The following is a 12,950-nucleotide window of genomic DNA, read 5'->3' as shown; positions in this document are numbered from 1 at the left end:
GTATTTTCGTTTTCAAAATTACAGATAATGACTAAAGCCGAGAAGGTAACCTTTGTTATAGATACGTTAAAGCAACTTTATCCTCAGATTCCCATTCCGTTAGATCATAAAGATCCGTACACCCTGCTTATCGCAGTTTTGATGAGTGCGCAGAGTACTGATGTCAAGGTAAATCAGATCACGCCGCTTCTTTTTGAAGTCGCCGATAACCCTTATGATATGGTCAAACTCTCTGTGGAAGAAATTCGCGAGATCATTAAACCCGTGGGTTTATCGCCGATGAAGGCCAAAGGTATTCACGGTCTTTCTCATATACTTATCGATAAATACGATGGAAAAGTTCCTGAAAGTATCGAAGCATTAGAGCAGCTCCCCGCCGTGGGTCACAAAACGGCAAGCGTAGTGGTTTCTCAAGCGTTTAACATTCCGGCATTTCCTGTAGATACGCACATTCACCGTTTGATGTACCGGTGGAATTTAACCAATGGAAAAAACGTAGTTCAAACCGAAAAAGATGCTAAACGCCTTTTTCCGAAAGATCTTTGGAATGAACTGCACCTACAAATTATATGGTATGGTCGACAGTACAGTCCGGCCCGAGGTTGGGATCTAGAAAAAGATATCATCACCGCAACCATAGGCCGTAAAAGTGTTTTAAAAGAATATTATAAGTCAAAAAAATGAGCGATTCTTGGCAGACCTGAAAATTCTTTTCTAGCTTTTATTCTTCTCTTCAAGCGCGCGCTTAATCTTGTTTAAAATATTGATTTTTTTCTCGGAAATAATAGCTGTATGCTTGGTTAAAAATTCAATCTGAGCAATCTCAATACGTATTTGCCGAGCGCTATGAAGCAATCTAAAGGTTTCATTAAAACGCTTATTGATCTCTGCAAAAATCTGCTCTTCTTGAGTTTCATCTTTATCTAATAGAAGCAAACAAAAGCTTACTTCTGTCATCCCGAGAAGTACCGAAATATCTAAATCTTCCGGATCTACATCATCTAGTTGCTTATAAAAATCCCTCAGATAGGTCAGTGGTTCTTTAGTCGTAAACCGTTCAAACAGGGCTTTGAGACTTCCGTGGCCATAACCTTCTAGCAAATACGCAATAAACACCATATTTGAAAAAGCATCCAGACTGTTGCCATCATAAAGATCGCTGTTGATCATAAAAGCTTCTGTGTAATAATCTAGCGCAAATTTGAGGTACAAATCGCGCTTTTTTGGCTGCTCATAGGCCGAAGCAAATTTATAGGCATTACCTACCACACCCAGTCGTAAAGTGGTTTTGCCTATCATAGCGAGTTTATTCACCTGATCTAATTCTGCCAAACGTTTTTCGGCATCTTCTGAAAAATTATGAGAACGCAACAAACAAAAATGCTCTAATACTTTCAGAGAAAAGTTGGCATCTTCCAGCGTAAGTACTGCACCAAAGGTCTCTAATGCCTTTAGCGGCTCATTCAATTCATCGTAAATAAGGGCCTCTTTTTCACGAATAACACCATCAATCAAATTATTGCTCGCCGCATTGTTCAGAATGGTTTCCAAGCGCTTTTGACCTTGCTTCTTTTTAGTTGCATTATGCTTTACTTCTGAATAGAGATTCTCAAGATCAATATAAACCTGCGAACTCAACACATAATCGTAGTCGTCATCTTGTGCTTTACTGAGGTCAAAAAACTTGTAATGCTGATTTCCGTAGCATTGATACGCTCCCCACGTATTGGTGTGCCCGTGATTTTGATAACACATTTTACGCGCCATTTGCACCGCTTCGCCAAATTCATATCCCATAAGCATGCGCTTGTAGAAATGTTCAGAAAAGGTCGCGGCCGCCGCATCATCTACTGCCCAACCGGTTATCACAATGGCTTTAACTCCCATATTGATCAACTGCGTTCCCACATTGGCGGCCAGCTTAAATCGGGATTGCGTGTATGCCGAATCTTTAGCATCTAAAGTTCCCGAATAACAGCAATTGATAAAAACAAATTCAGGCACGTAACTCAGTTGCTTGATCATTGCGGGATTGATGCAAATACCATCCCCGATGGCAATCCCTACACGCTCGTTAGCTAAATCATAAAGACCGTGACCTGCAAAATGCAGGATCTTATAAGGGCGAGTATAGAGCTCCAGCATAATTTCTGCCGGTTCTGCATTAATAAGCGAAAAGGTTTCAAATGCAGCCTGCTCCAACTTTGCATTGACATCCTGAGCTTCCTTTTTTGCTGCCGGCAACTGCGGCAAATTTTCTTCATTATAAAGTGGATCGCCAATAATGAGTGCCGAATTGCTAGCAGCTCGTAATGGAAGGCTTTCATATTCTGAAGTGAGTAATTGACGTATGAGTCCGCTGTTAACGGCAGCCGGAGTTTCATCTGAATCAAAATCGTGAAACATTTCCCACGGAAATTGTGCTGCTTCAAGATCTAACTTAAGTAAAATATTGTTTTGATTTCGAATTATATCTTTAAACCGATTGGGAATAAGCAGCTCAAACAACGCCTTTGACAAGCGTTTATCCCAAGCAGCACTGTGCGACATACGTTCTAGCAGAACCTCAACCTGGTCTAACCCGTTATGCACCTCTTCTTCTTCAATACGCGCCAAACCGCTTGATGAATTGAATGCAAACCCTTTGATACATTCTTTGGTGAGCAAACTTTCAATATTAAATTGATGCCACCAATCATCACGATCGCTGATGAATGCTCGTTTCTTTTTGGCGCCTTCTTTACTTTTCACTCCTTTAACCAACTCAAAACTAAAGCGGTTATCTGCGTGTTGTAATCTGCTTAAGCCCCAATACGCCTGACTTGACAAAGACTCATAATGATTGATCAACTCAATTTCGGTAATGGGCATTAAGCCGTCTTGATGTTGACGGATGTAGGCATTAGCATTACTTACCCCTAACAAAATTCCTTTGAGCGAATCTTCTACTTGTAACCTTCCGTAGCCGGTTCCTATAAAAATGAACGAGATCCCTTCAGCAAAAGATTTAGCCCGCGCCAGTGTATAATTATCCCGCATGAACATGGCGTATTTTAAAGTCGCCATTTCCGTAGTTTTTGCCAGCAGGTAATGCGTGAGTTCCTGCGTATTGCCCAATCCACAAACGATAGCTCCCCGCGGATTTGTATTCAGATTAAAAAACACTTCACTCTCTCCTATTTTACCGGGATAATACCCCATATCGTACCGCTGCATTAACCTACCGCCCAAACAGCGATTCAGGGCTTTTTCTGCACTATGCACGCCGTCGTTATTAAAATGTCCCACCATCACCGGGTAGCGCGCCACTTTAAGGTCTGCATTGATCACTTCAACCTTAACTTTGGGTTGTTGTATTGCAGTTGCTTGTGGCACGGGGGTAATCCCGAAAAGTGCATCAGCTGCTTCCTGCTGATTGCTAAATGGTTGTGGCACGCCGTGCATTTCAGTAATGACTTCTCCTGCCCTGCTCACCGGTTTGGTTTTAGACAAGAGTTGCGTTTTCCCCTCTTGTAAGAGTTCTACGATTCCATCAAATAATTTTGGGTCATTAGCCAATTCACCGTGCGAAGTTTCGGTGTAGTACAAATTGGTTTCCGGCAATCTTGACGGAATTCCGGTTGCCCAAGTTACACTACTGTCACCGTGCGTTGTGGCCAGATATACTAACTTTTTCTTTTTAGACAGAAATCTGGACTTTGAGGTATAATCGTAAACGGTTTGCTCCGCGTGCCCGGCAATATAGTACACGTTTTTTAGATCTTCTTCTTTGATCTTCGTCACAAAATCCAGCACCTTTTCACGGTATTTCTTAAATGCATCCAGCTCTTTTTTAAGTGGAATAACCATGGCATCATCACATTCCTCTTTTATCTTTTTCCAAAAATCAGTCTCCCAGAATTTTCGCTTTTGATTGTTTTCAATGGGGAGTAATTCAAAGATCCCGGGGTATTCTCTAAACACATACAACAGATCTCTTTTAGTGTTTTTAAAGTCCATCATCGCGAGTTGTTTAACCCTGCTGCTATGCCCTGTGAGCACTTCCATAATTAGATACGAACCCAACCAAGGAGTTCCCAACATGATAAATTTGGTTGAAGGTTTATTGATGAGCTTTTTCCACAATTCAGGAAAATCGATCATCACTTGTCTAACGACCAGACCACCCATAGAATGTGCAATGATCTGAATAGGCTGCGTTTGCTCAACGAGCAACTGCTCTATTTTTTCTGCCAGAAGCTGGGCTGCGTATTTTACACTTTTCCGCCAATCAAAAGGAAACGTGATCACATCGTGTGTTTTGCCCAAATGCTGAGCAAAATCATCATAATATTTTTTGATCACGCCACTTGCGGAAACATCTTCGGTTTTAATACTTAAATCATCTTTGATTGCGCCGCGATTCAGTTCTCTAAAATCAATCCATTGGGGATTTCCATTATGATCAAGACTAGATCCCATAATTCCCGGGAGTAACAGGGCGATTGGTTTTGTTCCGCTAATCTTTTCATAATGCACACCTTTCATAGAAAGCAAGCCCAGCAGTACGCCCCTGCTCCCCGAAGTGTTGCGTTTTTTAATAAAGAAATTTGCAAGTTCACCCGGTGGCGTGATCGCTGCCTGCAGAATAGCATCACACGTATTTTGATTCCTGAAATAATTAAAGTGATTGGTTGCTGCATTTTTAGAAAGAAAGTAGTTGATGCCGTTTAAGCGCGGTGCACCTTGCTCCATTCGGTTGGAATCTACCACCAGATCATTAGCTTTCCAATAAAATAGGTTGGCAAAAATCACTTTAAGCGTATCTACTAAAGATCCACCTGCCTCTGCATCCCCTGCGATCACATAAAGATCGCTTTCTACAGGATTAGCGGAGTAATTGAGCATTTTTTGAAATGCACTATCAGGAACCATACTATACAAACCCGCCATAGCTTCGGGATTGGCTTTTTGTTTAACCACCTCTAGCAAAAACAAGCGTACAGTGGAATACAGCACATTAGCCTGCGCACCTATTGCGAGGCCCATTGCGTTCATTATTACATTTAAAAAGTGATCTAGTCGTCTGGATAAGATGGTCGTCCCGCTTGCCGGCGCAGCAACGCGTATTACTTTATGTATTTGAATTTGTTTTTTTTGAGCAAGCTTATTCAGCTTCACCATCAATTTATGCGTGCTGTCATCCTCTCTGAGCATCATTCCCAACTCGAGATCGCTAAACCCAATAATCTGATTACGACGATCGCATTTAGCGAGAATATCAGCAACGAGTCCGCCGCGGGAATGACTTAAAATATCCAGATCAATCCCTTTTTCTACCGACTCTAAAAAGTCTATCGCATTCTGAATAGGACTAACCGAAAGCGTGCGATGCTCTAAGGCTAAAATTCCGGAGGCATATTCTTGCAACAGTTGATCCCAGATGGGATTGGCGCCTATTCGCAAATCAGAAAATGCAGCAAAGGTATTAGAAAGTGTGCCGTGAATTAGTAGTAAATATGGTGTAGTTTGCTTATCAACTTTAGCAACAGGCAGATATTGAAATGTAGCATCCATCTTAAAAACACCGGGTTGCGGCATTACCTTTTTATCATAAGCTTCGGCCAATACTGCTGCTGTTTCCTCAACGGCGATCGCTGCTGCTTTAGGTTTGAGCAGGTGCAGCGCTTTAATGATCACCTCGCTTACAATTCCGCGAGACGGACTCGTTTCTACAAGTTTGGCTTCAAAAACCAATGCCTCACCAGAGCGTGAGGTATTCAAAGGTGTATTGTAAATTTCCTGAACGTCTAACGCATTACCTATCCATTCGGTATCGTCTGAAAAAGTGAATTGAATGATAGCATCATCATCAAGATCTAAAGGAATCGCTTTGCCCGATGCCCTATTTTTAGCCAGTTCGACACTTTTTACAATTTCAAATTCAGCATAAATACCTGAAAGTTGCTTTTGGGGGGGAGCGCTCTCTGTCCCGTAAACTACGGCCTTGATCATAATACGTTAGTTTTAAGTGTATTATAAATGTAATAAAAGCCTAATAGCCAAAAACTTAGCCATTGAATTTAGGGGCAAACACCCCTAAACTAAAGGGGGAAATGCAGTAGCAGCAAGAGTTCTTTCATTCTCATTATCTTTGAAGCACATTACTAAAGATATAAACTTTGAAAACCACCAAAACCCCAGATAAAATAGCGGTCAAAGCACTCATTTTTGATATGGATGGGACGATGATCGATAATATGATGATTCACCATCGCGCTTGGCAAAAGAAACTCAAAGAGCTAGGTCTAGAAATGACACTAGACGAAGTAAAGCGTGACATTCACGGCGTGAACAACGAGATCATTAAGCGCCTTTTTGGTGACCGTTTTAATGCGGAAGAAATCGCACAGATCGCTTGGGATAAAGAAGCCGCCTATCGCGAGATCTATGCAGATCAAATCAGAATGCTTCCCGGACTGCAGGAATTTTTAGATACGGCAAAAGCACTAAAACTTCCGATGGGAATTGGTACTGCCGCTCCTAAAGAAAATGCTGAATTTGCCGTTGAAGCGCTAAAGCTTGAACCGTATTTTCAGACCGTGGTGCACTCTGATATGGTAGATCGCGGCAAACCGGATCCTCAAGTTTTTGAGATGGTTGCAGCGCGGCTTCAGGTTGATCTTAAAGACTGTATGATCTTTGAAGACAGTCCTACCGGAGCTCAAGCAGCTGCCAACGGAAACGCGCAATCGGTGATCTTAAACACCACGCATACTCCTGACGAGTTTGAGCGTATTTCTAAGATTCAACACTTTATGACCGATTATAAAAATATTCAACTTACAAAGTCAGATGATGGAGCGTTTTACCTTCAGTTTTAAAGAAACTAAAAATATCAGCGCTACTCGTTGTAAAATCTTTTCATTTAAATAAAAACAACCTTACTAAAAGCGTATTTTTAACGCTTTAATTAAAAGTACCTATGAAACAAATTGTTTATATGGCCGGCGTTCTTGCCAGTGTTATGCTGGTAAATTGCGGCCCAAAAATGACCGAATCTTCAAATCATTCTGGTAAAGAGGTCACCCTTACCGATGTTGACCCAATGCCGTATGCCGAAAGTATTACTGCAGATGAGTTAAAAGAAATGCTTTACGTTTATGCTTCAGATGAATTTGAAGGTCGTAACACCGGTGAACCGGGACAAAAGAAGGCGGTAGCTTATCTTAAAGACTACTATATCGATCAGGATATTCCATCTGCGCTAGAAGACTCGTATTTTCAGATTGTTCCTGAAAGTTTTTTCAGAGCCGGAAGCGGGATCAAAGCTTCAGAAAATGTAGTGGCCTATATAAAAGGAAGTACTAAACCTGAAGAATATATTGTTATTTCTGCACATTTAGATCACGTAGGGGTACGTGATGATGGTGAAGTATTTAACGGTGCTGATGATGATGGTTCTGGAACAGTTGGTGTTCTGGAGATTGCTGAAGCGTTTAATAAAGCTGTTGAAGCAGGTTACAGACCACAGCGCTCTATTGTTTTCTTGCACGTAACCGGAGAAGAAAAAGGGCTTTACGGTTCGCGCTATTATGCAGAAAACCCAATTTTCCCTATTGAAAATACTGTGGCTGACTTAAATATTGATATGATTGGCCGTGTTGATGATGCACACAAAGACAACGAAAATTACATTTATTTAATAGGTTCAGATAAGTTAAGCTCGCAGTTAGATAGTATTTCTACTGCCGTGAATAATAAATATATGAACATCGATCTTGATTATACTTACAATGATGAGAATGATCCTAATCGTTTTTATTACCGTTCTGATCATTACAACTTTGCTAAGCAAGGTGTACCTATTATCTTCTATTTTAACGGAACCCACGAGGATTACCATAAGGTGACTGACACACCAGATAAGATCAATTACCCAATGCTGGCAAAACGCGCACAGCTCGTTTTCTTAACCGCTTGGGAACTGGCCAATCGCGAAGATCGCATCATCGTTGATAAAGCACCATAATTACAAAGCACTATCAGATACAAAAGCCTCTTATTAGAGGCTTTTTTTATGCTTATGAAGTAATTTTATAACTAGAATCAAAACCCACAGGTTATGCAAAAATGGATTGCCCATCCGTTAGAATTAGAAGATGACACAGTTAAACTTGTACCATTGAAACGTGAGCATCGCGATGGCTTGCTCGCCGCAGCATCTGACGGAAGTTTATGGGAGTTGTGGTACACTTCGGTGCCTTCTGCTGAAACCATAGATGCGTATATCGCAACTGCGCTTGAACAACAAAAAAAAGGTGAAGAATATCCTTTTAGCGTTATTGATGCGCAAAGCGGAAAAATCATAGGATGTACACGGTTCTACGGGATGCAACCGCAGCATAAACGACTGGAAATTGGTTACACCTGGTATGCAAAAAGTCTTCAGCGCACCGGTGTGAATACCGCCTGCAAACGCTTATTACTTGCTTATGCCTTTGAACAACTTAACTGTATCGCTGTTCAAATAGTAACTGACTGGTTTAATCTTAGATCGCGCACAGCCATCGCCAGACTGGGCGCAAAACAGGATGGTGTGTTGCGCAATCACCGCATTAATGCAGATGGAAGCTACAGAGACACAGTTGTGTTTTCTATAACTAATTCAGAATGGCACGGCGTCAAGAAAAATTTAGACTACAAAATGCTTACCTATAATTCAGGCTTATGAGCTCAACAAAAATTGCATTATTACGCGGAATAAACGTAGGCGGTCACCGAAAAGTCCCAATGGCCGAGCTACGCCAAATGATGACAGATCTGGGTTTTGAGCAGGTTAAGACCTATATCCAAAGCGGAAATATCATTTTTAAAAGTCCTGTTGAAAACACTGCGGAACTTGCGCTAAGAATACAAAATGGCATTTTAGAACGTTTTGGTTTTGAAGTTCCTGTGATTTGCTTGACAGCAGAAACGCTTCAACACGCTGTAAAGAATAATCCGTTTGTTACCGAAGCTCCCCCCCTAACACAGTTACATCTTAGCTTTTTAAATAAAGAACCTGAGAAATCGCTTGCCGAAGCCTTACAAGAAATTGATCTTTCTCCAGATCAATTCCATCTCCAAAACACATTCATTTATTTAAACATTCCCGGGAAATACCATAAGACCAAACTCTCTAACGCCCTGTTTGAGAAAAAACTTAAAGTCAGCGCCACGACTCGGAACTGGAAAACGGTGATGAAGTTGATTACGCTTTCAGAATAACAGTACAGGGAGAGTATAAACGAAAAAATCCCCACATTGCTGTGAGGATCTTTACTTTCGGGTGGAAGATCGGTCTCGAACCGACGACCTCCTGAACCACAATCAGGCGCTCTAACCAACTGAGCTACAACCACCATTTAAATGCATATTTCGCTAACGATTTATGCGGGTGCAAATGTAATGCAAATCCGCATTATGAGCAATACATTTATTTAAAAAATTTTAGATCAAATCAAAAATTGAATCTACAGCAGGATAGCGTTCCACAGTAAAACCTTCGGCATAGTCTGTTCCTATAAGTCTGCCTAAGTCTTGTGCTCTGTATTTGACACTATCTTGAAAGTTCTTGCTTGATATAGGCGTATTATTATCTGGATTATTAGGATCATAAAATTGTGACGCATACGCAAGAACAGATTTCATCTTAACATCCATAAAGCCGCTGATGTCTACCACAACATCAGGTTGCAAATTTTTCCATTGAATATAATGATACACGTGTTTAGGTCTCCAAGCTTCCTGAGTCTTACCGTCCAGAATGGTTTCAATCTTTTTCAAACCACTTAAAAAACAAGCATCGCTCGCCAATTTGCTCCCTTTACCGTGATCAATATGCCGATCATCAATAGCATTGCACAGCACAATTTCCGGCTGGTATTTACGTATGATCTCAATAATGCGCAGCTGCGATTCTTTATCATTTGTAAAGAAACCATCAGCTAAAGCAATGTTTTCGCGTACGCTTAAACCTAGGATCTTAGCTGCCGCCGCAGCTTCCTGATCTCGTATTTCTGCCGAACCTCGTGTGCCCAATTCGCCACGTGTAAGATCTAGAATTCCTGTTTTCTTTCCGCGACTGGCCTCTTTTGCAAGAACACCACTGCACGACAGTTCAACATCGTCAGGATGCGCGCCAATGGCAAGTATATCTAATTTCAATTGTGTTGCTTTTAATAATGATCCCTAATCTGTCGATGCACTGCAGCGAACCTAACTTATATGCTAAAATTCAAACTGTCTTTCACCACTTTCTCCAAAGCCTGCTTCAGGTCTGCGATCAAATCTTCTTTTTCTTCAATCCCCACCGAAAAACGCAATAAACCATCTGCGATACCTTGATTTTCGCGCTCTTCAGCACTTAACAAGGCGTGCGAAGTTTGCGTAGGCGAAAGAATGGTCGACTCTACTCCCGCTAAACTCATAGAAGGTTTGATCAATTTTAATTCTTTCATAAACGCAGCAGCATCTAACTCATCTGAAAGTTCAAAAGAAAGCATTCCGCCATAGCCTCGCATTTGTTTTTTGGCCAACTCGTGATCAGGATGTGTTTTTAATCCGGGATAATAAACCGCTTTCACGTGTCCGTTTTGATCAAGCCATTTGGCCAGTTTCTTCGCATTTTTATTCTGCTGCTTTACGCGCAGTACCAAGGTTTTTAAGCTACGCTCTAACATCCATACCGAAAAGTCGCTTAAGCTTCCACCCAGATTTTTAGCTTTATTCCAGATCTTATCCATATGCACTTCTGAACAAGCGACCGCACCGGCAAGAATATCGCTATGTCCGCCCATATACTTTGTTGCACTATGAATTATAATATCGATCCCAAAATCTGCCGGATTCTGATTTACCGGAGAGGCAAACGTATTATCTATCATCGTAACGATTCCCTTAGCCTTAGCAAGGTCGGCCACCATTTGCATATTAGTAACAGTCATCAAGGGGTTTGATGGCGTTTCAATATAAATTACCTTAGTATTTTCTTGTATAGCGGCCTCAAAATCTGCCTGCTCGAGACCCGAAGTGAAGGTGTACTCGATTCCCATTTTAGAGAATTCTTCTTCCACGAGGTTAAACGTTCCGCCGTAAAGCGTTTTTTGCAGCACAATATGATCGCCAGCACTTAAAAAAGCAAGCAATGTGGTACTTACTGCCGCCATTCCGCTGCCAAAGATCATTCCTGCTTCTGTGCTTTCTAATGCAGCAATTTTTTTGCCTAACATTTCTTGGTTAGGGGTATTGAAATAACGCGGATAACGTTTGATTGCAACATCTTTATATGCATATGATGTTGACATATAAATTGGAGAGATCGCTCCTTTAAACTGTGTATCTTCAACCTCACCCACGTGAGTGCAAATGGTATTTAAACCTAATTTTCGATCGGCCATAATAGGGTTATTTTGTCTGCTTCGAATTTACAAAAAGCCTATTGAACAATTGGAGGTGTAGGCTTGAATTCGTTTTAAAAATGCAGTCAGCATGTGCTTCTGTAGTACCTTTGCGCTCCTAAATTATCCTATGAAACTAATCTTTGATACTTACCAGCCTAACTATGCCCAAGCTTTTAAAGAGCTTAACTTACATTGGTTGGAGCAGTTTTTTGTGGTAGAACCGCACGACGACGAAGTTTTGAGTGATCCTGATCGCTTTATAATTCAACCCGGTGGAGAAATTCTTGTTGCGCTTCAAAATCAAAAAGTTGTTGGGGTGGTTGCCCTTATGCCCGATGAACACGGCATTTTTGAGATGACTAAAATGGCAGTAGATGCCAACCTTCGCGGGCAAAAAATAGGTCAGCAATTGTTGCGCTATACGCTTGACTTTGCACAACAAAAAGGCTTAGATCGACTTCTGTTATATTCTAACCGAAAACTAGAAAATGCGATCTACCTCTATCGTAAATTTGGTTTTGAAGAAATTCCGCTAGAGCATCCCAATCCCTACGCCCGTGCCGACATTAAAATGGAGATCCGGTTTTAAAGTTTATAAATTCTTTAATACAAATTCAGCTTGATTCTTTTTTCCTTTAGGTAGAAACCTATAATACTTATTATGAAAAATCTAGTTTTAGTTGCATTAGCAATAACCACATTATACAGTTGTAAGAATCAAAATAAAGCAGAAGATGAGTCTTCTTTAGCTTCAGAAGAAGCCGCGATGACCACTGAAGCAACCACCGAAGCCCAGTTTAATATAACACCTATTGAACATGCCACTGCTATTTTTGATTTTGGCGAAGATGTGTTTTACATTGATCCTGTGGGTGGTGCCAAAGCTTTTGAAAACAAGCCAAAACCTCAGGTGATCCTGATCACTGATATTCACGGCGATCACCTTAACGAAGAAACCTTAACCGCTGTTGCTGATAGTAGCACGACTATTTTTGCACCACAAGCAGTAGTTGATCAATTAAAAGGTGCGATCAAAGAGCAAGTGACTGTGATCGCTAATGACGAAACACAAACTTGGGATGGCTACACGCTTACCGCGATCCCTATGTATAATCTTAGAGAGGAAGCCAAGCAGTTTCATACCAAAGGCCGCGGAAATGGTTATCTTATTGAAAAAGACGGAATGCGTGTCTATTTTTCAGGGGATACTGAAGACATCCCAGAAATGCGCAATTTGAAAAATATTGACAAAGCTTTTATTTGTATGAATCTTCCGTACACGATGCCGGTCACTAGCGCCGCTGATGCGGTCATAGATTTTAAACCCAAAGAAGCTTACCCGTATCATTTTAGAGGTCAAAATGGTATGAGCGATGTAGATCAATTTAAAGGTATTGTAGATTCTGCTGATGTGGGTACAGAAGTGATCATTTTAGATTGGTATCCCAACGGGGCCGAGTAAATCCTAAAAAAATAAAAATCCCAATGCAACACGTTGGGATTTTTTTCTGCCATTTTTATCGATTT

10 protein-coding genes and 1 tRNA gene are annotated in these 12,950 nt (G+C 41.1%); 7 read left to right on the top strand and 4 right to left on the bottom strand.

Annotation, left to right across the window (positions count from 1 at the left end; all coding sequences use genetic code 11):
* Positions 1-27: 27 nt before the first annotated feature.
* A complete protein-coding gene (locus LDL79_RS13205; RefSeq protein WP_072979900.1) occupies positions 28-684 on the top strand; it encodes an endonuclease III domain-containing protein in 657 nt (218 codons plus the stop codon).
* Positions 685-714: 30 nt separating this feature from the next.
* Here LDL79_RS13205 and LDL79_RS13200 read toward each other — a convergent pair whose 3' ends face one another.
* Positions 715-5,994 carry a DUF7379 domain-containing protein gene (locus tag LDL79_RS13200; protein ID WP_225598025.1) on the bottom strand — a complete coding sequence of 1,760 codons (5,280 nt, stop codon included), beginning with the start codon at positions 5,992-5,994 and terminating at the stop codon, positions 715-717.
* Between the two features lie 167 nt (positions 5,995-6,161).
* Between LDL79_RS13200 and LDL79_RS13195 the strand changes: the two genes are divergently transcribed.
* The 4 genes from LDL79_RS13195 (at position 6,162) to LDL79_RS13180 (ending at position 9,249) form a co-directional block, all read left to right on the top strand.
* Positions 6,162-6,863: an HAD family hydrolase gene (locus tag LDL79_RS13195; RefSeq protein ID WP_225598024.1), complete on the top strand. Its 702-nt coding sequence runs from the start codon at positions 6,162-6,164 to the stop codon at positions 6,861-6,863.
* A gap of 101 nt (positions 6,864-6,964) precedes the next feature.
* Entirely contained in the window at positions 6,965-8,011 is a 1,047-nt protein-coding gene (locus LDL79_RS13190; RefSeq protein WP_225598023.1) for a M28 family metallopeptidase, read from the top strand.
* A gap of 93 nt (positions 8,012-8,104) precedes the next feature.
* Entirely contained in the window at positions 8,105-8,713 is a 609-nt protein-coding gene (locus LDL79_RS13185; RefSeq protein ID WP_225598022.1) for a GNAT family N-acetyltransferase, read from the top strand.
* Complete coding sequence (locus LDL79_RS13180; protein WP_225598021.1) at positions 8,710-9,249, top strand: DUF1697 domain-containing protein; 540 nt, start codon at positions 8,710-8,712, stop codon at positions 9,247-9,249. The genes LDL79_RS13185 and LDL79_RS13180 overlap by 4 nt, the downstream gene beginning before the upstream one ends.
* 59 nt (positions 9,250-9,308) lie before the next feature.
* Here the strand turns inward: LDL79_RS13180 and LDL79_RS13175 are convergent.
* The 3 genes from LDL79_RS13175 to LDL79_RS13165 form a co-directional block, all read right to left on the bottom strand.
* Positions 9,309-9,384: transfer RNA gene (locus LDL79_RS13175), tRNA-His, on the bottom strand.
* Between the two features lie 87 nt (positions 9,385-9,471).
* Positions 9,472-10,188 (bottom strand): bacillithiol biosynthesis deacetylase BshB1, encoded by a 717-nt coding sequence (bshB1, locus tag LDL79_RS13170; RefSeq protein WP_225598020.1) that lies wholly within the window; start codon positions 10,186-10,188, stop codon positions 9,472-9,474.
* Between the two features lie 56 nt (positions 10,189-10,244).
* Positions 10,245-11,420, bottom strand: a complete 1,176-nt coding sequence (locus tag LDL79_RS13165) for a trans-sulfuration enzyme family protein (RefSeq protein WP_225598019.1) — start codon at positions 11,418-11,420, stop codon at positions 10,245-10,247.
* Between the two features lie 130 nt (positions 11,421-11,550).
* Between LDL79_RS13165 and LDL79_RS13160 the strand changes: the two genes are divergently transcribed.
* Together LDL79_RS13160 and LDL79_RS13155 are read left to right on the top strand one after the other, a co-directional pair.
* Positions 11,551-12,012 carry a GNAT family N-acetyltransferase gene (locus tag LDL79_RS13160; RefSeq protein WP_225598018.1) on the top strand — a complete coding sequence of 154 codons (462 nt, stop codon included), beginning with the start codon at positions 11,551-11,553 and terminating at the stop codon, positions 12,010-12,012.
* Positions 12,013-12,084: 72 nt separating this feature from the next.
* Entirely contained in the window at positions 12,085-12,885 is an 801-nt protein-coding gene (locus LDL79_RS13155; protein ID WP_225598017.1) for an MBL fold metallo-hydrolase, read from the top strand.
* The last annotated feature ends 65 nt before the right edge of the window (positions 12,886-12,950 follow it).

This window comes from Leeuwenhoekiella palythoae, from assembly GCF_020310025.1.
GTDB lineage: Bacteria > Bacteroidota > Bacteroidia > Flavobacteriales > Flavobacteriaceae > Leeuwenhoekiella > Leeuwenhoekiella palythoae.
Note: the sequence above shows the minus strand (reverse complement) of the source record. Positions and strands in the feature narration are given on the sequence as shown.